This is a genomic window from Amycolatopsis sp. NPDC043889 (genome assembly GCF_056435645.1).
Window position 1 is genome coordinate 168,695 of the sequence record NZ_JBWKEC010000016.1, and the last position, 21,953, is coordinate 190,647.

The following is a 21,953-nucleotide window of genomic DNA, read 5'->3' on the forward strand; positions in this document are numbered from 1 at the left end:
GTCACCGGTCAGTCGTCGAGGGCGTCGAGTACGCGCTTGAGGTCGACGAACTTGAAGTTCGTGGCGTCCCGGCCCGGCTCCCCCGGCTTGTCGTCACCGTCCTGGACGACGAGCAGGCCGTTCGGGTACTTGCTGCCGAGTGGCTCGTTGAGGACGGCGGCGCCGTCGCTTTCCTCGGTGCCGTCGAGGGTCGCGGACGCGGCGATCACCCGGAAGCCGCCTTCGTACTCGTTGTCGTCACCGAGTTCGCGGTCGTAGGCGGCGAAGCTGTTGTCCCCCTGGCTGGACGCGAGGAGGTAGCCGTCACCGTCTTTCTGCTTGAGCAGGGTGAGACCTTCGACGTCGGCCGACAGGCGCGTGCCGCCGTAGCCCGGGTCGGATCCGGGTACGCACTCTTCGGTCGCCTCGTCGTAGGTCCCGGGGACGCCGTACTCGCGGACCTTGTCGATGAGCTTCGGCGTGCCTTCGAGGTCGGCGTCCACCCGCCAGATGCCCACGTCCTCCTGCCCGGCATAGAGAATGCCGTTCGCAGGATCGACGACCATCCCCTCGACCTGGGGCAATTCGCCCGGCTCGCCGCACGGGGTCCACGACTTGCCGTTCGGCAGCCTGAACTCGGACGGCAACGCGAGAGTGCGCACCTTGCGGTAGGAGACCGTGCCTCCGGCGCCCGCGGTCAGCTCCAGCAGGCTGAGAGCGGTGCGTTCCCGCTGGCTGACCACCGCGAACGAGCGGCCGCTGGAGGGATCGGTCCACGTCGCGAGACCGTAAGCGGTGCGCTGCTCGTTGATCTCCTCCTGCGACGAGGAGAAGATCGCCGGCACCGAGGGATCGGTGACGTCGGTGAGCGGGGCACCCACGTTGCCGCCGTCGATACGGTAGATCCGCAGCCGGTCACGGCCGCGATCACTGGCGACGGCCAGGTCGCTCACCCCGGAGCCGACCTTCATCCGGTGCACGAGGTCGACGTTGTTGAACCGGCCGGGGGCATCGTCCGGGCCGGGCGCTTTCGGCGCCGGTATCGACTGCACTTCGCGGCCGTCGAGGTTGTATACGCGCAGGCCACCTTCCTTGACCGTGGCGACGACGAGGCTGCGATCCGGAGCCGCCGCGTTACGCCAGATCGCCGGGTCGTCGGCGTCCGCGTTGCCGCCTGCTTCGTCGTCGTACACGGCAGGGGTTTCGGTCGTCGGCTTCACGCTCGGCAGTTCGTCGGCCGCGACGGCCGAAGGGGGCAAAGCCGCGACAACCGCCGCGACGAGCACGAGACCGCCGACGGTGACGCGGGCTCTGGAGGCCTGAGCCATCAAGGTGTTCCTTCCTGGAGTGAATCGGACAGCCCACTATGAAGTCACGGCGTGACAAGTTACCCGAAAGTAACGGCACATCCAGATGACCAGGACATGAACACCGCCGACCGTTCCCGGCGATCCGCTCACGCAACACTCCATTGTGGACATTTACCACCGAAGGTCATCTCGCCCTACAGTCGGCGGCATGGATGAAACCGAGACCGCTTGCGTGTTCTGTGAGATCGCGGCCGGCCGAGAGGGCGCCGGGCGCGTGCTGTTCGAGGATGAGCGGACGATCGCATTCCTCGACCACACCGCCGTGATGCCGGGGCACACTCTGGTGATACCGCGGGCCCACGCCGCGGACCTCTGGGAGATCTCCGCCGAGGACGCGGCCGCCGTCATGCGGACCGTCCATTCGATGGCCGCCCGGATCCATGAGGTACTGCGGCCGGACGGACTGACCTTGTTCCAGGCCAACCGATCCGCCGGCTGGCAGGACGTCTTCCACCTGCACGTCCACCTGGTGCCCAGAGCGACGGGTGATCATCTGACCAGACCTTGGGTCGCCGCGGCGAAAGGCGACGAGGAGCTGGCGGCCATGCACGCCCTGCTCGCGGCACCACCCGAACCTCGAGTTTTCCCTTGACAGCGGGACCATCGTGCCTGCATCCTTAATTAGGAAAGTTTCTTTACTATAACCGGCCGCGCCGTCGCGGATCCGGACGAACTGGGGGACAGTTCACGGCTTTGTCCTATATGGACACTGAAGGACTCCTCCTTTGTCATGCCCGCCAGCAGAGAAGGAAGTCCGCCGCTGTGACGCGTTCCGAGACCGCCGTTCGTCGCGCCAGAATGGCCGTGACGGGCGTTTTCGGGCTCTGCGGGCTGATCTGCGCCGTCTGGAGCGCGTCACTGCCGTCGATCAACACCCGGTTCGATCTCGGCGAGAGCCGGATCGGGCTGGTACTGCTGGTCACCGCGCTCGGCTCGATGGCCTGCATGCCGGTGGCCGGGCGGCTGGCCGACGCCTGGTCCAGCCGAGCGGTGTTACGGGTGATCGCGCCTGTCGCGGCGCTCGCGCTGCTCGGTCCCGCGCTGGCACCGAGTTTTCCGGTACTGCTGGCCACCGCGTTCGTGCTCGGCGGTGCGCTCGGTTCCTTGGACGTCGCTATGAACGGGCAGGCCGTCGAGGTGGAAGCCCGCTACGGACGCTCGATCATGTCGACGTTCCACGGGGTGTGGAGCCTGGGCGGGGTGGCCGGCGGCCTCACGATCACCGTCGGCTTGCATCTCGGCACGGGAGGCACGGCGCTGATGGTCGGCGCCGGCGTGGTCGCGGCAGTGCTGTTCCTCTTTCCCGGCAAGCATTTGCTGACCGGCGAGGCGCGGCACGGGGTGGCCGGTGACCCGGTCGTCTCTTCCGGTGGGCTGCCGACGAGCACCATCATGCTGCTCGGCCTGGTCGCGCTGGCCGGTTTCGTCAGCGAAGGCGCCGGTTACAGCTGGGCTTCCCTGCACGCACAAGGGCTGCTCGGCGCGGATCCGGCGACGGCGTCGCTCGCGTACACGGCGTTCGCCGCCGCGCTGACCGTCTCCCGGCTCACCGCCGATCGGCTCCGGTCGAAGGTGAACCCGGCGAGCTGGATGCGGTACGCGGGATCGGTCGCCGTGCTGGGGTACGCGCTCGTTCTCGTCGCGCCACTGCTTCCCGGGGGACGGCTGGCTCTCGGCCTGGTCGGCTGGGTGGTCGTGGCAGCCGGTCTGGCGACCGTCGTACCGGCGATCTTCAGCGCCGTCGGCGCGGGTGGCGCGAACGCCGGGCGCGCGCTTTCCTGGGTGACCACCATGGCCTACGCCGGGCAGCTGGGCGGACCCGCGGTCATCGGCCCGCTCGCCGACGTCACCTCGCTGGGCACCGCCATGGTGGTGCCCGGCCTGCTCGCGGCGGTGATCGCCATCGCCGGACCGATCGTCGTCCGACGGGCGACCGTCAGGCATCTCACCACCGCACGACTGGATTGAGAGACACGCACCATGGGGGTAAATCGATGCTGTACGCCGGAATCGGCTGGACCGACGCGGGTTTCGAGATCGCGGTCCTCGACGGGAACGGGCACGGTGACCGGCCCGCCGTGCGGTTCGCCGCGGACCGCAGCAAGGAGATCGCGTCCTATCTGAACGGCCTCGGCGGCCCCGTGACCGCGGTCGTCGACAGCACCAACGGCATGCTCGACGGCGGTTTCATGGCCGCCGGCCTGGACATGTACCGCGCCGACCCGGCCATCCTGCCGTCGAGGCCGGGCTTCGGCTCGGTGCCCGCCGTCGAGCTGGCACGCGCGGCCTGGCGAGATCCCGCTTCCGTGGTGCGCCTGGAGATCGAGTCGGGGTCGCTCACCGGGCGGCTGGACGAACATCATGCGGCGATGGCCTCCAGTGACGAAGCGCTGGCCGCGATGACGGCGGCCGGGCGCTCGCTGGAACACGGCGACCGGACGCGCGCGCAGATCGCGCTCACGTTCGACGACGGCCCGCATCCTCCTTACACCGGGCGGATTCTCGATATTCTCGAGTCTTACGGCGTCTGCGCCACCTTCTTCTGTGTCGGGCTGAACGCGGGCGCGCGCGGCGAAGAGCTGCGCCGGATGGCGGAACAAGGCCATGGCGTCGGCAATCACACGTGGTCCCATCCCTATCTGCCGGATCTCTCGGCGACCGAGCTCGCCGACCAGCTCAACCGCACGGGTGACGTGATAGCGGACGCCTTCGGCACCGTGCCCGCGTTCTTCCGCCCGCCCTACGGATCACGGACCCCCGCGGTGCTCCGCTCGTTGACGAACCTCGGCGCGCGGCTCGCGCTGTGGGACGTCGACACCGAGGACTGGGCGATGCCCGGCCCGGACGTGATCGCGCGAACCGTGCTGCGGCAAACGATTCCCGGCTCGATCGTGCTCATGCACGACGGTGGCGGCGACCGTTCCCAGACCGTCACCGCCTTGCCTTCGGTGATCGAAGGACTGCTTGACCGCGGACTCGAGTTCGTCCGCGTCGAAGACCTGGTGACCCCGAACTTCGCGACAGGAGAGAGATGACGATGCATCCCATCGAGCTTGCGGAGACCCACGTCGGACCGAGCATGCTGCGCAGGCTGGCGGCGGCCTGGCCCAAGCGCGCGACCATCCGCACCGACATGGCCGGAGTGGTCAACCCCGGTGACTACGATCCCAGCCTGCTGGACTACCCGCTGCACCTCATGCCGTTCTCGGAGCACCCGCGGTTCCTCGAAGCGTCGGAGGAACAGCGGCTGCTCGTCAACACGCTGGCGTGGATCGCCTACAACGAGCGTGTCATCGCCGCCGAGGAACACGTGGCGAACCCGACCTTCGAGAAGCTCGCGCACGGCGTCTTCCCCGGCGTCGACCGCTACGAGGTCAAGGAAGTCGTCCAGCAGTCCCATATCGACGAGGTGTGGCACACCTACATGCACATGATGGCGATGCAGCGCACCCGCGAGGCACGCGAGATCAGCCTCGAGGAATCCTTTGTGGAGCCGGTGACGAACCGCAGGCTCTACGCGCTCGCGGAGAGCATGGACGAGCAGTGGCAGCGCGATCTGCTCTATCTCATGTGGACGGTCGTCGGCGAGGTCAGCATCAACGCCTTCCTCGACCTGCTGGCGGGCGACAAGTCCATCCAGCCGATGCACGCGCTCATCGCCCGGCTGCACGCCCGCGACGAGGCGGCGCACGGTCCCGTGCTGGCCGAGCTGATGAAGGAGATCTACCCGAAACTGGAGCCGGAGCGGCAGGAGTTCTTCATCCGGTACCTCCCGGAGGCGATCACCGCGTTCGGCGCCGAGGACTACGAACTGTGGCCGCAGGTGCTCCGGTTCGCCGGGATCGAGCACGTCGACGAGATCATCGCCGACTGCCGCGCCGAGGAGGACGGCGAGGTCATGATGAACGATTTCGCCACCGTGCAGAGGCTGCTGCGGGACCTCGGGATCGAAGACAAGGTGAAGTACCGCTTCGTGACGGCCAAGGGCGGGGTGAAATGATCCTGACCGGGCCGGAGATCACCGAATCGGTGACCGACGGCCGGATCGCGATCTCCCCGTTCAGCCCGGACCAGGTCAACCCGAACAGCTACAACGTCCGGCTCGGCGGCACCCTGATGTCCTATCGGGACAAGGTCGTCGACGCCTACCGGCCGAACCCGACCGAGACGATCCAGCTGCCCGAGGACGGGTATGTGCTCCAGCCCGATCAGCTCTACCTCGGGCACACCGAGGAGCGCATCGGCTCGGACATCTACGTGCCGCTGTTGTTCGGCCGGTCCTCGGTCGGCAGGCTCGGCCTGTTCGTCGAGATCACCGCACCGATCGGGGACATCGGATTCCACGGCCAGTGGACGCTCATGCTCTCCCCCGTGCAGCCGTTGCGCGTCTACCGCGGCATGAAGATCGGCCAGATCATGTTCTTCGTGTCCTCCGGCGAGATCGATCTCTACGCGGGGAAGTATCAGTCGGCGGTCGGCCCGCAGGAGTCCCGCTATTGGCGCGACACGATGGCGGTCACCTCGTGATCCTCACCCGCAAGGCGATCGGGAAGGCGCTGGAGAGCGGGGACATCGTGATCGACCCGTTCGAGCCGGACCGGCTGTCGCCCAACGCGTACGACTGGCGTCTCGGCGAGAAGATGCGCGTGTTCGACACGGAACTGGACGCCGCCAGGTCGACGCCGTACACCGAGCTCGTCATCCCGCCCGAGGGCATGGTGCTCGAACCGGGGCGGCTGTACCTCGGTGTCACCCACGAGCGGACCCATTCCGAGCGCTACGCGCAGATGATCAACGGCGACCACACGATCGGCGGGCTCGGCATCTGGGTCCATGTCTCGGCGCCGCTCGGCCACGTCGGCCACGCGATCAACTGGACGCTGGAGATCAGGGTGGCCAGGCCGGTCCGGGTCTATCCGCTGATGACCTTCGGCAAGATCATCTTCTTGGTGGCGCACGGATCGCTGGCGAGCTATCAGCGCGTCGGCGTGAAGTACACGAGTACGGCGGGCATCGACATTTCCCGGCTGTACGAGGAACTGTCATGAAGACACTGACCGGGATCGACCTCCCGCCGGGCAGTCCCGGCGGGAGCGTCGAGCTCCTCAAGGACCTCTACCTCGCGCCGGACGCGCCGATCGAGGCGGATGTCTTCATGCTCGGCTCCGGCGCCGCACCTGGCGGGCCGGACCTGCTCGACGTGCCGGGAAAGCAGCTCGACGGGCCAGAATTCTGGTCCTATGTGGATACTCTCGCGACGGCGATCCGGCGCCGTTTCGACCCGGCCGATTTCGACGCGGTGCACTGGCAGCACCTGAGTTTCGGTGCCACGCCCGCGTTGCTCCGCGCGTTCCCCGACCATCCGCGGATCGCGCTCGTGCACGGCACCGATCTGCTCTTCGCGGCGGAGCATCCCACCCAGCGTGAGGTGCTGCGCGAGGCCGCGGCGGCGGCGGGCGCGGTCGTCGTGCCGACCTCGGCGATGGCCGACCTCCTGCGCACGGTCACGCCGGTCGAACCGAAGCGGATCGTCCACGTGCCATGGGGAATCCCCGATCGGCTGCTGCACTCGCCGCCGCCGCGGCCCGGGCCGCGGGACGGGTTCCGGGTGCTGTACGCCGGCCGGCTGACCGCGGAGAAGGGCGCGGCCGGGCTGATCGCGGACCTGACGGGGCTGCCCGGCGTGACCTTGTGCGTCGCGGCGCCCGAACGCGAGTTCGCCGCGCTCGCGGTGGACACGACGCGGGTCGACTACCTCGGTTGGTTCGACCGGCCCGCGTTGTGGCAGGCCTTCGCGCGGCACGACCTCCTCGTGATGCCGTCGACGACGTTGGAGGCGTTCGGGCTCGTCGCGGTCGAGGCGCAGGCCTGCGGGTTGCCGGTGGCGTATCAGCCGGTGCCGGGGCTGGCCGAGGTCCTGGGTGACTCGGCGATCCGGTTCACCCGGTCCACGCTCGCGGACACCATCCGGCTCCTGGCCGAGGACGACGGCGCGTTGACGGACCTGCGCGCGGCCGGACTGCGCAACGCGGCCCGGTTCCCGTTGTCCAGGACCGCGGCCGGGCTGGCTGCCGTGACCGCCGGGGTGCGCCGGTGATCGCGCAGCGCGGACTGTTCGCCGGGCCTGATCCCGTGATCGGCAAGGATCTCTACGCTCAGGTCGTCTCGGGCAGCGCTCGCCGCGAGCGGACCACACTCATCGTCGAGCCGGCGTCGAAGGTCTCCGGCAACACGTACTTCGGGCGGTTCCCGGCGAGCTACTGGCAGCGCTGGACCACGATCGGTGCCGTCGAGGTCGAACTGGAGGCCGGTGGTTCCGGCACGGTTTCCCTGCTGGCGTCGGATTTCGAGGGCGAGCCGCGAGTGGTGGCGGCGCGGATCGTCGACGGCGAGCCGATCTCGCTGACCGCTCCGCTCGACCGGTTCGTCGACGGCGGCGCGTTGTGGCTGGACTGGGAAACCGAGCCAGGCGAACGACTTGTCGTCCGTGACGTGCGCTGGACGGTTCCGTCGGCCGCGCGAGCACGGCCGACGGTGGTGACCATCTGCACGGTGGACCGCCCTGCCGACTGCCTCGCCACGCTCACCGCGATCGCCGACGACGACCTGGCGGCGGCCACGGTGCACGCCGTGTACGTCGTCGATCAGGGCACCGACCCTGTGCGGGCCGAGGGCGTTCTGCCGCCGGGCAAGCTGCGGTACCTGCGGCAGCCGAACCTGGGTGGCGCGGGCGGCTTCACGCGCGGCCTGTACGAGGTCGACGGCGAGAACGTGAACGTGCTGTTCATGGACGACGACATCGTGCTGGAACCCGACCTGCTCGTCCGGATGACGGCGTTTTCGGCGTCCACGGCGCAACCGCTGATCCTCGGCGGCCAGATGCTGAACCTGCTGCACCCCACCCGGCTGCACGCGGCGGCCGAGTACACCGACCTCGACGGCATCCGGCCGGGTATGCCGATCCGGCACGGCCTGCACGCGGTCGACCTGCTGGCCACGGATCCGGCCACCGGCAGGCCGTACCGGCAGGAGTTCCGCGTCGACGCGGGCTACAACGGCTGGTGGGCCTGCCTGATCCCGTACGAAGTGGTCAAGGAGGCCGGCTATCCGCTCCCCCTGTTCTTCCAGGGTGACGACGCCGAGTACTCCTACCGGGCAAGGGAGCACGGGTTCCCGACGGTGACGCTGCCGGGCGCGGGCCTGTGGCACACCGACTTCCCGTGGAAGGATTCCGACGAGCTCAACCGGTATTTCATCCTGCGCAACTACACGATCATCTCGGCACTGCACGGTGATTTCCCGGTGCTGAGGATCGCCGGAACCCTGCTCGCCGAGCTGATTCCCTCGCTGCTGGGCATGCGGTACGGCGCCGCGGCGACGGTGATCCAAGCGGTGTCGGACTTTCTCGACGGGCCGGACATCCTGCGCGACGGCGGAGTCGCGGCGCTCGCCCGGATCCGCGAGGTGCGTTCCCGCTATCCGGAGACCGTCGCGCATCCACCGGCGGCCGTACCGGGGCTCGCGTCGAACGACATCGCGATCAGCGAACCGAGTGTCTTCGATCGGCTGGCCCTCGGGCCGTTGCTCGGCGTGCACCGGCTCGCCCTGGGCTCCGTACCGGTTTCGGAGGCCGACTGGTGGCGTGTCGGCGCGCTGCGCACGGCGGTGGTGACCGACGCGTCGCAGCGAGGTGTCCGCGTCCGCACGTACGACCGGGAACACCTGGTCCGCCTGGCGTACCAGGGCGCGTGGGTGCTCACCCGGTTCATCCGCGACGGCGCCGCCGTCCGCGAGCAGTACCGCGCGGCGCTGCCGCGGCTGACCAGCCGGGACGCATGGACCGGATTGTTCTCGGACGGAGGATTGATGTCATGACGCCCTTGTTGGTGGCGACGGATCTCGACGGCACGGTGGTGCGCCCGGACGGCACGATCTCCGACCGCACGGTGTCGGCGTTCGCGCTCGTCGAGGAATCGGGCGCCGAATTCGTGGTCGCCACCGGCCGTCCGCCGCGGCTGGTGGCCGAGATCGCCGGGAGGTTCGGCGACCGGGGCCTCGCGATCTGCTCCAACGGCGCCTACCTGTACGACATGCACACCAGGACGGTCGTCGAGGAATACGCCATCACGACACCGGATCTGGCCGAAGCGGTCACCAGACTGCGGGCGGCGATCCCCGGCATCGGCATCGCCGTGGAGCACGCCGACCGGTTGGTCGCGGATCCGGTTTACGAGCCGTGGGAATGGGACCGCGGCGCCACGATCGAGCGCGCCGACGACGCGACGCTGCTGAGCCTGCCCGCGCCGAAGCTCCTCGGCAGGCACCCTTCGCTGTCCGCCGACGAACTCCTCGCGCTGGCCGGACCGGCTTTGGACGGGCTCGTCGCCGCGTACCACTCCAACGGCTCACGCCTGGTCGAAGCGATCGCGATCGGAGTGAACAAGGCGGCCGCGCTGGCCCGGCTGGCCGCGCGGAGCGGGGTGGCGGCCTCGGACGTGATCGCGTTCGGTGACATGCCCAACGACCTGCCGATGCTGTCCTGGGCAGGTACGGCCTACGGGGTGGCCAACGCGCACCCCGACGTGCTCGCACTGGTGGACCACGTGATCGGCGGCAACAGCGAAGACGGCGTCGCCGTCGTACTCGAACAGCTCTACGCGAAGGAGAACTCCGTTGTCGGTGAATGAGTTGGACCGGCTCGTCAACGCCTGCCTGCTGGCCGGGTACACCGGGGCCGAACCGCCGGCGTGGGTGCATTCGGCGCTCGGCGACGGGCTCGCCGGAGTCACCCTGTTCCCGGCCAATCTGGACGGTGGCAGGCAGGCGATCGTCCGGCACACCCGCGCGCTGCGGCGGACGGCGCCCGACGCGCTGATCGCGCTGGACGAGGAGGGCGGTGACGTCACCCGCCTCGACTACGAGACCGGCAGCGCGTATCCGGGTAACCTCGCGCTCGGCGAGATCGACGACCTGGCGTTGACCGCCGAAGTCGCCGCGGCCATCGCGGCGGATCTGAAGGCCTGCGGAGTCAACCTCAACCTGGCCCCGTCGATCGACGTCAACAGCGATCCGGACAACCCGATCATCGGCGTCCGGTCTTTCGGCGCGCGGCCGGATCTGGTCGCCGCACACGGCGCGGCGTTCATCGAGTCCATGCAGGACGGTGGTGTGTCCGTCTGTGCCAAGCACTTTCCCGGCCACGGCGCGACGGTGACCGACCCGCACCACGCACTGCCCATTGTGGACATTCCGGCCGCGACGTTCCGCGAGCGTGAGCTGGCGCCCTTCGTGTCGGCGATCAAGGCGGGCGTCCACGCGATGATGACCGCCCACGTGCTCTATCCCGCACTGGACCCGGACGACCCGGCGACGCTGAGCCGCCGCCTGCTCCACGACCTTGTCCGCGAAGAGCTGGGCTACGAAGGTGTGCTGCTGTCCAGCGCGATCGCCATCGAGGCAGGCCAAGGCAACCAGGACATCGGCGCGGTGGCCGTCCGTGCCCTGCGGGCGGGATCCGATCTGCTGCTGCTCGGCCCGGCCGAAGGTGCGGAGCTCTCCGCGGCCATCCGCGCGTCGGTCTCCGAAGCCGTCCGCGACGGCACACTTTCGTTGGAGACACTGGAAACCGCGGCCGCACGAGTGGCCGCTTTGCGTGCTCTGGCCGCTTCCCGCGCTCTCGGGCTCGAAGCCGCGCGGCGCGCTCTGCGCGTCGACGGACCGGTCGCCTTGACCTCGCCCGCCTTCGTGGTCGAACTGCGTGCCGGCGGCAACGCGCTGGGTGAAGCCCACTGGAGCCTCGCCGACCGGCTGGCCGAGCTCGGTGCGGCCCACTCGACGGTGCTCGCCACCGAAGACGACCCGGTGGTCTTGCCGTCGACGGGCCCGGTGGTGCTGGTGGTCAGGGACGCCTACCGGACCCCTTGGCAAACGGCCCGGCTGGCCGAGGCCCTGGCCGCCCGGCCCGACGCGATCGTGGTCGCCGTCGGCATGCCGGACGACGTGACTCCGCGGGTCAAAGCCAGTATCCGCACTTACGGAGCCGGTGCGGTCAACATCGAGGCGGCGGTGGAACAGCTCACCGCCCAGTGGCCGTGAAGTCCAGGGGTCTTCACGGAGGATTCGCCGGCAGAGATGGATGCAGGTGCCCGCGGCGGGCGCACCGCTCAGGAGCGCGGCGATGCCGAGCGGGGTCACCTGCCCGGCCGAGTACAGCGGTACCAGCACCGCCGTGGTGATGCCGCACTTCGCCACGAAGATCGCGGTGCACACCTGATATCGGCGACGCCGGACCGGATCGCGCCGCCGGCCGAACCGATCGCCGCTTCGACGACGCGACCGGCCTGCGACTGTTTGCGCGATCCCGCCACCGCGGTCTATCTTCCTACCTGTCCGAATAGCGTACCAATGGTGTCCGAATATCGGACGCCGCGCCTGATCCGGCCGACTCGACGAGGAGCGAAAGTGACGAACGTGCCCGCCTCGCACGAAACGGCCGGTTCGAGGTCCGTCAGTGTCAGCCGGTCGGCGTTCAGGCGAGTGCTGGCGGGTAGTACGGCCGGCGCGGTGCTCGAGTGGTACGACTTCGCGCTCTACGGAATCCTGGCGGCCACCGTGCTCGGGCCGCTGTTCTTCCCCGGCGGTGACGGGTTCGCCCAGCTGCTGCTCGCGCTGGCGACACAGGGGCTCGGCTTCGTCGCGCGCCCGATCGGCGGCATCGTCTTCGGGCATCTCGGCGATCGCCTCGGGCGCAAACCCATGCTGGTGACCACTTTCCTGTTGCTCGGTCTGTCGACCTCCGCGATCGGGCTGCTCCCCACCTACTCCCAGGTCGGCATCGGGGCGACGATCTCGCTCGTCGTGCTGAGGCTGATCCAGGGGTTCGCCCTCGGCGGCGAGTTCGGCGCGGCGGTGCTGATGGTCAGCGAGTACGGAAGCCCGAAGCGGCGAGGCTTCTGGTCGGCGTGGCCGCAGGCGGGAGCGCCTCTGGGCACGGTGCTGGCCACGGCCGTGGTCGGCGGGATCGCCTTGGTACTCACCGAAAACGCCTTCGACCAATGGGGGTGGCGCGTCGGTTTCCTGTTCGCGATCCCGCTTCTGGTCATCGGCTTCTGGATCCGGCGGCGCATCGACGAGTCGCCGGTGTTCCAGGAAGCACGGGCGCGGGCCACGGCATCCGCGGACGCCGTCAGGGAGCGGTCGAGCATCCTCGAGACACTCGCCCATCCCGGTCCCGTCCTCCGTGGTCTCGGCGTGCGGCTGGGCGAGAACGTGGCCTTCTACGTCTACACCGTCTTCGTGGTCGCGTACGCCACGAAGACCTTCGGCTACGACAAGTCCGACGTCCTCCTCGCCGTGGCCGTCGGGTCACTGCTGCAGTTCGCGGGGATGCTGGCCGGCGGCTACTGGTCGGACCTCGTCGGGCGGCGTATCGCCATGCTGGTCCCGGCGGCAGGCCTCGCGGTGTGGGCACCGGTCTTCTTCGCCGTCGTCCAAGCGGACAATCTGCCTCTGCTTTATCTCGGCATCGGCGTCGGCGCGGCCTTGCACGGACTCCTGGCCGGACCGGAAGCCGCCTGGATCGCCGAACTCTTCCCGACCCGCCGCCGTTTCGCCGGTGCTTCCCTGGTGTTCCAGGGATCCTCGATCATCGCCGGCGCGCCCGCTCCCCTCATCGCCGTGTGGCTGGCCGAAAAACAGGGCCCCACGGCGGTCGTGCTGTACCTCGTCGGCACGATCGCCGTCACCCTCGTCGCCCTGCTCCTCAGCGCCGAAACCCGGGGCACCGACCTGAATTCCGGCAGCAGGTGACGACGAGCACCGTGTGGCAGGCTGGTGTGGTGAAGGAGCCGCTGTACCGTCGCGTGAACACCCGGGCCAGGTTCGTCCACCACGACCACGGTGGGGACTACCGGCACCGACGCAACACGAAAACCGAACGAGTCTCCGACCTGACGCGCGGCTCCATGGGAGGGCGGGAACGCCGGGGCCTGGACTACACGCCGTTGTTCCGGTTCCTGCTCGGCAAGATCGGCGCGGACTGGGACGAGGTGCGCGACGAGGCCGCCGCCCGGCTCGACTCCACCGACCCGATCCATTGGCTGGTCGCCCGGCGGCCGCACGAACGGCGCGACTACGTGCGGATCGGCGAGGCCAGTTACTACAGCGGCCTCTACGTGGACGACGGCAACCGGTTGCAGGCCGTCAACCCCGAACTGGGTGCCGACGACCTGGAACCCGCATGCCCGTGCTGCACCCACACCTTCAACGGCGTCCGGTTCACCCGGAAGTACCGGCCACCGCTGTGATGGCCGCAGCCGGTTCACCGGCTGCGGCGGAGAACTCAGTGTCCACGGGCGATCCATTCGGCCAGGTGCAAGGCCGATGCCACAGCCGCCGCGGTACTCGCCGCCCTGCCCGCGCTCGGCACCAGGGCCCGCCGACTGGCCGCCGCGCACAGTGACGAAGTCGGCCAGCAGCTCGTGCATCGCGCCAGCCCGCCGAAACCGATGGCCCGGACTCACCCGATCACGGCCGCGCTCTCGCGGCCGCGATCACCACCGCCCTTGAACAGACACCCAGCCTGACCCGCACCGAGTTCACCCGGCCACCTGGTCCGTCACCGGCCGACAATCAGCGCCTCAGTCGGGCACGTCTGCGCAGCGCTAACAGCTAGCCGCGCCGCATCACCTCAGGCCCAAGCCCTGCGCTACGCGGCCATCGGTCACTCGTCGGCGTAGTCGCGCGCTACGGACTGCCAGCACTTGCCCACGCCAACCGCAGGTCATCTATGGCCGACTCCGCGGCGGTGTGAGGCGCGGCGTGAATCCGAGGTTCGACCATGGGAGAGGGTTCGCCCGGATTGGGGCGTTGACGGGGGAAGGCCTTGGCGCCTCATGGGTGGTCTCGGCCTAGGAATTTAAACGGCCGCGTTGTCACGCTTTCCGCCGACTTCGGGTGGGCTCGTCGACGGTTTCGTCGACGACGGCGCCGGCCGGAACACCCCAGGACGTCCCGGATCGGGTTCACGTCGGCCAAGCTATTGCCGATGAACCCAGGGCAGAGCACGTCGCTGAGCAGTGGGCCACGTCGCAGTCCACCATCTGGTCTAGTGTGCCTCGATCCGGGAACCCGCCGACGTGCAGGACCCTCACTTCCCGGCCCGGTCAGATGGTCGGCTCGCCACGCAAATCAGGCCGTTGACGAACCGCATCGTGACTTGCCTTCTCTCGTTCCGGCAGCCTCGTCAGCAGCGGGATCACGCTGTGGCAGTCTTCGATCAGTTTCCTACGAAAGTCCGGGTCACCCGCCTCACGCGGTGAAACAACGGCCTTGGCACTGAGCGCCGGAATCACCAGCCTCTGAGGCGGGCGCCGACGTCGATCGGTGGCCGGCCTTGTCGTTCTCGCCGCGGACACCGTGCCGATGCGGTGGACAGCCCCGGATCCCGCGAAACCTGCCGTTCGGAACGCCCGCACCGTATCGGCTGGACCTGCGCGACTACGTCCACACCACGTGGACCCCGAAGTCGTCGCCGACATCGCCGACTCGCTCAGTACCCGGTGACGCGGATCTCCGGCGCGTCAGTTTGCTGTCGGGTTCACCTGGTCCGGTGTCAAGAACCTGTCAACGGCCTCGAACCGAAGAGTGGCAGGACCGCACGCTGACGGTGTGACCACGACTCTCACCCGCCCCGAGAGCGGTACCGACCGCTCCGAACGGCACCGGCTCTCCGTCGTCGGCGGGCTCGCCGCGCTGTCCTTGGACGCGATGGCGTCGGTCGCCTACGGACCCGAAGCCATCGTGATCGTGCTGGCCGTCGCGGGCGGAGCAGGCCTGGGCTTCACCCTGCCGGTCACGCTCGCGATCGCCGCACTGCTGGGTGTGCTGACGCTGTCCTACCGTCAGGTGATCGCCGCGTTCCCCGACGGTGGTGGCGCCTACGGGGTCAGCCGGACCTATCTCGGGCGGCGGGCCTCCCTGGTGGCCGCGGCGTCCCTGATCGTGGACTACGTGCTCAACGTAGCGGTCTCCGTGGCGGCGGGGGTCGCCGCGCTGACGTCGGCGTTTCCCGGATTGCTGCCGTACACACTGTGGTTGTGCCTCGGAGTCCTGGCCTTGGTCACCGGCGTGAACCTGCGCGGCATCGCCGAAAGCGCCCGGGTGTTCGTCGTGCCCACTGTGATCTACGTCGGCGCGATCCTGACCGTGATCGTCGCCGGCCTGATCCGTTCCGGCCCGGCCGCGGAGATCGCCGCACCGGAACACGCACAGAATCTGCAGACGGTCGGGATTCTGTTGCTGCTCAAGGCTTTCGCGAACGGTTGCGCCGCACTGACCGGGGTCGAGGCGATCGCCAACGCCGTGCCGTCGTTCCGCAGGCCGCGGGTTCGGCGCGCGCAGCGTGCGGAGATCGCGCTGGGCGGCCTGCTCGGCGTGATGCTCATCGGGATCGCCGTGCTGATCGGGAAGTTCGCCATCCACCCGGCGGACGGCGTCACCGTGCTCTCGCAGGTGACCACCGCGTCCTTGGGCGACGGCTTCGGCTTCTACCTGGTGCAGTTCTCAACCGTGATCCTGCTCGCCTTGGCCGCGAACACCTCCTTCGGTGGCCTGCCGGTGCTGGCGCAGTTGCTCGCGAAACACAACAAGCTGCCGCACGTGTTCGCCCTGCGCGCCGAACGTCAGGTGTATCGCCACGGCGTCGGTTTCCTCGCCATCACCGCCGCGCTCCTGCTCGTCATCACCGACGGCGACATGAACACCCTGGTCCCGTTGTTCGCGATCGGCGTGTTCGTCGGGTTCACGCTCTCCCAACTCGGAATGGTCCGGCACTGGCGACGAACCCGCCCGCCCCGCTGGCGTGCCAAGGCCGCGCTCAACGGCTTCGGCGCGCTGCTCACCGGAGCCGCCGCGATCGTGGTGACGACGACGAAATTCGGCGAAGGCGGCTGGCTGATCGTCATCACGCTTCCGCTGCTGGTGGCGGTCATGGAATGGGTCGAACGCAGCTACCGCCGCATCGGCGACCGGCTCGAACTCGGCGTCACCCCCGCTCCCCCTCGGCCGAACCGTTCACTCGTGATCGTCCCCGTCCACACCGTTTCCCGACTGACCCATGACGCCCTCGCCGCCGCACTTTCACTAGGCGACCATGTCCAGGCGGTCCACGTCACCCACCCCGACGACGAACAGTCGGCACGGGACTTCGTGACAGCCTGGGAAAAATGGCATCCCGAAGTGACACTGGTCCAGCTCCACGACGAACGCCACCGCCTCGGCGAACCACTGGTGGAACACCTCCACACCGTCGGCGACCGGCACGTCTTCGTGCTGATCGCCGAAGTCGAACCAGAACGCCGGTGGCAGCGGATCCTGCAGAACCAGCGCGGAGCCGTGCTCGCCCGCGCACTACGCCGCCGCTCGGACGCCGTCGTCTGCCGTCTGCGCTTCCGGTTGGGCGCCCGGTGACCGGTCTGGCGTTCAGCACCGGCCTGATAGGTCTCTTCCTCGTCCTCGCGTTCGACCTGCGCGCGCTGCGGCACTGGCTGGACCGCCACCCGCCCGCCTGAGGGCCTCACAGAAGGAATCCGTAAAACCGGATCAGCCGTTCTTGCTCCCGGGGGGCGGACACGTTTGGCTGGAGCCATGGGCAGAGGTGGCGTTCGCGGGCACGCGTGGGGCGTGCGCCACGACGACCGTCCACCTCATCCGGTGCCGGTCGGCGATACCCCCGATTCCGGCGATTCCCCGGCCGGCCGTCGACCTTCCGGCCCCGGCGCGATCGAACGCGCCCCTGAATCCTTTGTGGATGGACCCATGAACGAAAGCCCCACAGTCCTGCTCACCGGCGCATCGGACGGCATCGGTTTCGAAACCGCCCGGCTGCTCGTCGCTCAAGGGTGCACGGTGATCGCCCATGCCCGCACCCGCGAGGAGAGCGACGAATCGTGCGACCGGCTGGTGAAATCCGGCGTAGACGCACGAAAAATCCGGCCCGCCGTCGCCGACTTCACCGACCTGCGCCAGGTGATCGACCTCGCCCTCGCCGTCACCGAGACCCATTCCCGCCTTGACGTCCTGGTCAACAACGCCGGAATCACCGGCCCGCACGGGCGCGTGCTCACCAAGGACGGCCACGAACGGACCATCCAGGTCAACTATCTCGCCCCGTACCTGCTGACCCGGCTGCTCGAGGACGCGCTCGACCGCTCCGAGGTGAGCCGCGTGGTGAACGTGTCCTCATCGTTGCACCGCGGCGGGCGGATCAACTGGAACGACCTCAACTGGAAGCGCCGCTACAACCGCGGCGCCGCCTACGCGCAGTCCAAACTCGCCCTCACCATGATGACCACCGCGCTGACCGAGTTCCGGCCGAAGGTCCGGGAAGCCGTCAGCGTGCACCCGGGCATCATCGCCACCGGGATGCTGCCGGGATACAGCTACCGGGGCCGTCCGGTGACCGAAGGGGCCGAACCGGTCGCCCGGCTGGCCGATCCGGCGGCCAAAGTCCTCAACGGTGGCTACTACGACGGCAGGCTACCCGCGAAAGCCGCGGCCGCCGCCGTCGATCCCGACGACGTACGGAAGCTGTGGTCCCTCAGTGAACGCCTGACCCTCTTCGACAAGCGGAAAGCCTGAGGCCGCACCGGATGCCCGGGAACGTCGGTTCCCGGGCATCACCCCTTCGGTCACCAAGCCCGAGAGATTGACGCTGCCTCACCTCAGTGGATGATCTCGGCGCGCACACGCTCGTTCGGCGTCCCGATGTCCCAGAAGCGGGCTGGTGCCTCTGGTCCAGATCGACTGCATGGTCACGGAGCCGCGATCGAGTTCCATCGTGATCACGCACTGCATCGTGACCTCGTCGCCTTCGACATGGATGGTCTGGCACGAGCCGCCGCCGCGTCCGGCCTTGCGTCCGTCCGTCGTCGACGCTGGTCAGCGTCTCGTCCGTGAGCAGCCAGCCGAGCGCGTCGGTGCGCAACCCGCTGGCTCTGGCCAGTTCGGGCACACCGAAACCGGCCGCCCAGACGGTGAGGTCACCTCGCTGAAGCACCGCCTCGGCCAGTCAGCCGACGCGACCAGCGAATTCGGCGATTTCCGGGCCCCAGCTCTCGCTCGACTTGCGGTACGGCTATCCGGCGGCTCGCTCGATACGGCCGAGGATGACGCCGGTCAATGCCGTGATGGCGTCGGCGGCGGTCGCGATGCCCCGGTTCAGTTCGGCGGCGATTGCCTCGGCGGCGCCGAGTACGCCGACACAGTGCAGTCGCAGTGCCGCCCGGTTCAGGCCGGAGTAGGGCGTCAGTGCGTCGGCCATCAGGTCGATGTAGCCGTCGTGCATCTCGTGCTGGGTTGCCTCCATTTCCGGATTGCCTTTCAACGCCGAGGAAACGGCGTTGAACTCCGGAATGTCGGTGGCGCAGGCGAAGTACGCGACACTGATGGCTCCGGCCACGTCCGCCGCGGTCGGCGGGGCTTGTTCCAGCGCCCGCGCGATGGCGGCCCGGTGCCGTTCGTCGAGTCTCCGATAGAGCGCGAGCAGCAGTCCTGGGCGCGAACCGAAGTGGTCGTACACGATGGGTCTGCTCACCCCGGCCGCCTCGGCGAGGGTGGGCAGCGTCAACCCGTCGGCACCGTGAGCACGCACGATCGCCAGGGCCACGTCGAGCAACTGCTCGCGCCGGGCCTGCTTGGACAGGCGGGTGGGTGTGGTGGTCATCGCCCTCCTCTCGCGTTGCACACCAGCTTAGCTACATCATGTAGGTTACAAAATGTAGGTTACTGGGATCGAGGAGGAACACATGGACCAGCGGGGATCGGTTCTGCTCTTGGGCGGGGCGGGACAGGCTGTTCGACCGGGCGCCACCTGTTGAGGCGATCGATGCAGCCAGCACCCGGAATTTTTGCGTTTTCTTGACGGTCGACCTGGGGTTCGGCCACTCAGCCGTCAAGACCGCGTTAGTAAGCGTTGCCGCGCACCGACAATTCGGGCACGTGTCACTAGGGTCCACGCGCGGAGGTCCTGGAGTATGCGTGGTCAGACACTGGTGGTCGGCTTCGGCGTGGCCGGCTCCAGCGCCGCGAGTTACCTGCTCGCCTACGGCACCAGACCCGTCGATCTCCTCGCCGTAGACGTCGCCCCGGATGCGGTACGGCTGGCTGGTGAACTCGGTGTCCCGTCGATCCTCGGGGACGGCACCGACCGGCAGGTGCTCACCCGCGCGGATTCCGGCCAAGTGCGGGAGAGTCCCCACCTTGCCCTGGTTCGACGTCACGGCGCCGACCAAGCCGTGGTCACCGCCGAAGCCGCCGGCGAAGCTTTGGCCGAGGGCACTGCTCGATCATCGCGGACCGGCCTTTGCCCCGTGGACGCTCGATCAACGGCCTGCCCGATCGTCCGAGCTCGGGCAGCGGGTCGCCGAATGCGGTACGACCGCTGTCGGCCTGATCCGAAACGACCAGCGCTACTGGGACTTCCACGCGACGCGACAACGCGTGGCCTCCGGCGACCACCTCGTCTTCCCCCTGTCCCCTCTCCCTCACGGAAACATAGGCCGCTCCCTCCATGCCCACATTCGCCTCCATAGCCAAACGCCTGCTCGTCGGCAGGCCGTTCCGCAGCGACCGCCTGTCGCACACCCTGCTGCCCAAACGGATCGCGCTGCCCGTCTTCGCCTCCGACCCGATGTCGAGCGTTGCCTACGCACCCGAAGAGATCCTTCTGGTGCTGTCGGTCGCGGGGGCGTCGGCGTTCGTGTTCAGCCCCTGGATCGCGGTGCTGGTCGCCGTGGTGATGATCTCGGTGGTCGCGTCCTACCGGCAGAACGTCCGCGCGTACACCTCCGGTGGCGGGGACTACGAAGTCGCGACCGTCAACCACGGCCCGCGCTGGGGCTTGGTCGTCGGCAGTGCCCTGCTCGTCGACTACGTGCTGACCGTGGCGGTGTCGATCGCCTCCGCGGCGGCCAACATCGGCTCGGCCGTGCCCTTCGTCGGGGAACACAAGGTCGAGTTCGCCGTCGGCGCCATCGTGGTGCTGACCGCCATGAACCTCCGGGGTGTGCGGGAATCGGGCACCGCGTTCGCCATCCCGACCTACGCTTTCGTGTTCGGCGTCCTCGCCATGATCGTCTGGGCGGTGGTGCGGGTCTTCATCCTGGGCGAGGAGGTACGGGCCGAAAGCGCGGATTTCACGCTGGTCGAGGAGGGCGGACATCTCGCCGGTCTCGGGTTCGCTTTCCTGATCCTGCGCGCGTTCTCCTCGGGGAGCGCGGCGCTGACCGGCGTGGAGGCGATCAGCAACGGTGTTCCCGCGTTCCGCAAACCGAAGGGGCGCAACGCCGCGACCACGCTGCTGATGATGGGCGTGCTCGCGATCACCATGTTCCTCGGGCTGATCATGCTCGCCCGGCTCACCGGCGCGCAGGTTGCGGAAGACCCCGCGCATCAGCTGATCGGCGCCCCGGCAGGCTACGAGCAGAAGACACTGGTAGCCCAGCTCGGCAACGCGGTGTTCGCGGGCTTCCCGCCGGCGACCTGGTTCGTCATCTTCTTCACCGGACTGATCCTGGTGTTGGCGGCCAACACCGCCTTCAACGGATTTCCCGTGCTCGGCTCGATCCTCGCTCAGGACCGCTTCCTGCCGCGGCAGCTCTACACCCGCGGCGACCGGCTGGTGTTCTCCAACGGCATCGTCTTCCTCGCCGCGGCCGCGATCCTTCTCGTCGTGGCCTTCGACGCCGAGGTCACCCGCCTGATCCAGCTTTACATCGTCGGCGTGTTCATGTCGTTCGTGATCAGCCAGAGCGGGATGATCCGGCACTGGAACCGGCGGCTGCGCACCGAAACCGACCCGGTCGCGCGCCGCCGGATGCGCCGCTCCCAGTCGATCAACGCCTTCGGCTTCTCCATGACCGCCCTGGTCCTCGTCGTCATCCTCGTCACCAAGTTCACCCAGGGCGCGTGGATCTCGCTGGCCGCCATGGCCGCGATCTACCTGCTGATGACCGCGATCCGCCGTCACTATCAACGGATCGGGGATGAACTCCACGACGCCGATGAGGATGAGCCGATCGTTCTCCCGTCGCGTAATCACGCGATCGTCCTGGTGTCGAAATTGCACCGGCCCACCCGCCGGGCATTGGCCTACGCCAAAGCGGTCCGGCCTGACGTCCTCGAGGCGATCACCGTCAACGTCGACAACCAGGAAACCAACGAACTCCTCGACCGGTGGGCCAAACAGCCCTTCTCCATCCCGCTGAAGGTCATCGAGTCGCCCTACCGCGAGATCACCAAACCGATCCTCGACTACGTCAAACGCATACGCACCACCAACCCGCGCGACGTGGTCACCGTGTTCATCCCCGAATACGTCGTCGGCCATTGGTGGGAGAACGTCCTGCACAACCAGAGCGCGCTGCGGCTGAAAGGACGCCTCCTGTTCCAGCCCGGTGTCATGGTGACCAGCGTGCCCTGGCAACTCGCTTCTTCAGCCAAAGTCCGTCACCGCCCGGAACTGGCTCCTGGCTCAATCCGCCGGGGCCTGCAAGCCGAGAACACAGACCACCGTCCAAAGCGCAGCAACCGTGACCGAACGTGAAG

General features: G+C 68.5%; 18 protein-coding genes. 16 read left to right on the forward strand and 2 right to left on the reverse strand.

Going from position 1 to position 21,953, the window contains the following annotated elements; translation table 11 throughout:
• Window positions 1-8: 8 nt before the first annotated feature.
• On the reverse strand, window positions 9-1,307 hold the full coding sequence (locus AC0685_RS26970; RefSeq protein ID WP_478228070.1) for a phytase: 1,299 nt from the start codon (window positions 1,305-1,307) through the stop codon (window positions 9-11).
• A 190-nt stretch (window positions 1,308-1,497) separates the two neighbouring features.
• On the opposite strand from AC0685_RS26970, the gene AC0685_RS26975 reads away from it, so the two are divergent.
• The 14 genes from AC0685_RS26975 (at window position 1,498) to AC0685_RS27040 (ending at window position 17,987) form a co-directional block, all read left to right on the forward strand.
• Window positions 1,498-1,941 carry an HIT family protein gene (locus tag AC0685_RS26975; protein WP_478228071.1) on the forward strand — a complete coding sequence of 148 codons (444 nt, stop codon included), beginning with the start codon at window positions 1,498-1,500 and terminating at the stop codon, window positions 1,939-1,941.
• 170 nt (window positions 1,942-2,111) lie between these two features.
• A complete protein-coding gene (locus AC0685_RS26980; RefSeq protein ID WP_478228072.1) occupies window positions 2,112-3,317 on the forward strand; it encodes an MFS transporter in 1,206 nt (401 codons plus the stop codon).
• A 26-nt stretch (window positions 3,318-3,343) separates the two neighbouring features.
• Window positions 3,344-4,384 carry a polysaccharide deacetylase family protein gene (locus AC0685_RS26985; protein WP_478228073.1) on the forward strand — a complete coding sequence of 347 codons (1,041 nt, stop codon included), beginning with the start codon at window positions 3,344-3,346 and terminating at the stop codon, window positions 4,382-4,384.
• Window positions 4,381-5,349 (forward strand): diiron oxygenase, encoded by a 969-nt coding sequence (locus AC0685_RS26990; protein WP_478228074.1) that lies wholly within the window; start codon window positions 4,381-4,383, stop codon window positions 5,347-5,349. The genes AC0685_RS26985 and AC0685_RS26990 overlap by 4 nt, the downstream gene beginning before the upstream one ends.
• Window positions 5,346-5,876 (forward strand): dCTP deaminase, encoded by a 531-nt coding sequence (dcd, locus tag AC0685_RS26995; protein ID WP_340688019.1) that lies wholly within the window; start codon window positions 5,346-5,348, stop codon window positions 5,874-5,876. The genes AC0685_RS26990 and dcd overlap by 4 nt, the downstream gene beginning before the upstream one ends.
• Window positions 5,846-6,397: a dCTP deaminase gene (locus AC0685_RS27000; RefSeq protein ID WP_478228075.1), complete on the forward strand. Its 552-nt coding sequence runs from the start codon at window positions 5,846-5,848 to the stop codon at window positions 6,395-6,397. The genes dcd and AC0685_RS27000 overlap by 31 nt, the downstream gene beginning before the upstream one ends.
• Window positions 6,394-7,446, forward strand: a complete 1,053-nt coding sequence (locus AC0685_RS27005; protein ID WP_478228076.1) for a glycosyltransferase family 4 protein — start codon at window positions 6,394-6,396, stop codon at window positions 7,444-7,446. Before AC0685_RS27000 ends, AC0685_RS27005 begins: the two co-directional genes overlap by 4 nt.
• Complete coding sequence (locus tag AC0685_RS27010) at window positions 7,443-9,224, forward strand: glycosyltransferase (protein WP_478228077.1); 1,782 nt, start codon at window positions 7,443-7,445, stop codon at window positions 9,222-9,224. Before AC0685_RS27005 ends, AC0685_RS27010 begins: the two co-directional genes overlap by 4 nt.
• Entirely contained in the window at window positions 9,221-10,036 is an 816-nt protein-coding gene (locus AC0685_RS27015) for an HAD family hydrolase (protein ID WP_478228078.1), read from the forward strand. The genes AC0685_RS27010 and AC0685_RS27015 overlap by 4 nt, the downstream gene beginning before the upstream one ends.
• Window positions 10,029-11,444: a glycoside hydrolase family 3 protein gene (locus tag AC0685_RS27020; RefSeq protein WP_478228079.1), complete on the forward strand. Its 1,416-nt coding sequence runs from the start codon at window positions 10,029-10,031 to the stop codon at window positions 11,442-11,444. Before AC0685_RS27015 ends, AC0685_RS27020 begins: the two co-directional genes overlap by 8 nt.
• 366 nt (window positions 11,445-11,810) lie before the next feature.
• Window positions 11,811-13,157: an MFS transporter gene (locus AC0685_RS27025; protein WP_478228080.1), complete on the forward strand. Its 1,347-nt coding sequence runs from the start codon at window positions 11,811-11,813 to the stop codon at window positions 13,155-13,157.
• Between the two features lie 29 nt (window positions 13,158-13,186).
• A complete protein-coding gene (locus AC0685_RS27030; RefSeq protein ID WP_478228081.1) occupies window positions 13,187-13,654 on the forward strand; it encodes a hypothetical protein in 468 nt (155 codons plus the stop codon).
• A gap of 1,363 nt (window positions 13,655-15,017) precedes the next feature.
• A complete protein-coding gene (locus AC0685_RS27035; RefSeq protein ID WP_478228082.1) occupies window positions 15,018-16,817 on the forward strand; it encodes an APC family permease in 1,800 nt (599 codons plus the stop codon).
• 348 nt (window positions 16,818-17,165) lie between these two features.
• Entirely contained in the window at window positions 17,166-17,987 is an 822-nt protein-coding gene (locus AC0685_RS27040) for an SDR family NAD(P)-dependent oxidoreductase (RefSeq protein WP_478228083.1), read from the forward strand.
• 496 nt (window positions 17,988-18,483) lie between these two features.
• Here the strand turns inward: AC0685_RS27040 and AC0685_RS27045 are convergent, their stop codons facing one another.
• Entirely contained in the window at window positions 18,484-19,071 is a 588-nt protein-coding gene (locus AC0685_RS27045) for a TetR/AcrR family transcriptional regulator (protein ID WP_478228084.1), read from the reverse strand.
• Between the two features lie 310 nt (window positions 19,072-19,381).
• Between AC0685_RS27045 and AC0685_RS27050 the strand changes: the two genes are divergently transcribed.
• Together AC0685_RS27050 and AC0685_RS27055 are read left to right on the forward strand one after the other, a co-directional pair.
• Window positions 19,382-19,939, forward strand: coding sequence for an NAD-binding protein (locus AC0685_RS27050; protein WP_478228085.1), 558 nt, complete (start codon window positions 19,382-19,384; stop codon window positions 19,937-19,939).
• Window positions 19,918-21,951, forward strand: coding sequence for an APC family permease (locus tag AC0685_RS27055; protein ID WP_478228086.1), 2,034 nt, complete (start codon window positions 19,918-19,920; stop codon window positions 21,949-21,951). Before AC0685_RS27050 ends, AC0685_RS27055 begins: the two co-directional genes overlap by 22 nt.
• Window positions 21,952-21,953: the final 2 nt, after the last annotated feature.

What these genes read in the sequence shown, in the direction of transcription:
- AC0685_RS26970 (WP_478228070.1), bottom strand. Translation starts at nt 1,307, where the DNA reads ATGGCTCAGGCCTCCAGAGCCCGCGTCACCGTCGGCGGTCTCGTGCTC.
- AC0685_RS26975 (WP_478228071.1), top strand. Translation starts at nt 1,498, where the DNA reads ATGGATGAAACCGAGACCGCTTGCGTGTTCTGTGAGATCGCGGCCGGC.
- AC0685_RS26985 (WP_478228073.1), top strand. Translation starts at nt 3,344, where the DNA reads ATGCTGTACGCCGGAATCGGCTGGACCGACGCGGGTTTCGAGATCGCG.
- AC0685_RS26990 (WP_478228074.1), top strand. Translation starts at nt 4,381, where the DNA reads ATGACGATGCATCCCATCGAGCTTGCGGAGACCCACGTCGGACCGAGC.
- dcd (WP_340688019.1), top strand. Translation starts at nt 5,346, where the DNA reads ATGATCCTGACCGGGCCGGAGATCACCGAATCGGTGACCGACGGCCGG.
- AC0685_RS27005 (WP_478228076.1), top strand. Translation starts at nt 6,394, where the DNA reads ATGAAGACACTGACCGGGATCGACCTCCCGCCGGGCAGTCCCGGCGGG.
- AC0685_RS27015 (WP_478228078.1), top strand. Translation starts at nt 9,221, where the DNA reads ATGACGCCCTTGTTGGTGGCGACGGATCTCGACGGCACGGTGGTGCGC.
- AC0685_RS27040 (WP_478228083.1), top strand. Translation starts at nt 17,166, where the DNA reads ATGAACGAAAGCCCCACAGTCCTGCTCACCGGCGCATCGGACGGCATC.
- AC0685_RS27045 (WP_478228084.1), bottom strand. Translation starts at nt 19,071, where the DNA reads ATGACCACCACACCCACCCGCCTGTCCAAGCAGGCCCGGCGCGAGCAG.
- AC0685_RS27050 (WP_478228085.1), top strand. Translation starts at nt 19,382, where the DNA reads ATGCGTGGTCAGACACTGGTGGTCGGCTTCGGCGTGGCCGGCTCCAGC.
- AC0685_RS27055 (WP_478228086.1), top strand. Translation starts at nt 19,918, where the DNA reads ATGCCCACATTCGCCTCCATAGCCAAACGCCTGCTCGTCGGCAGGCCG.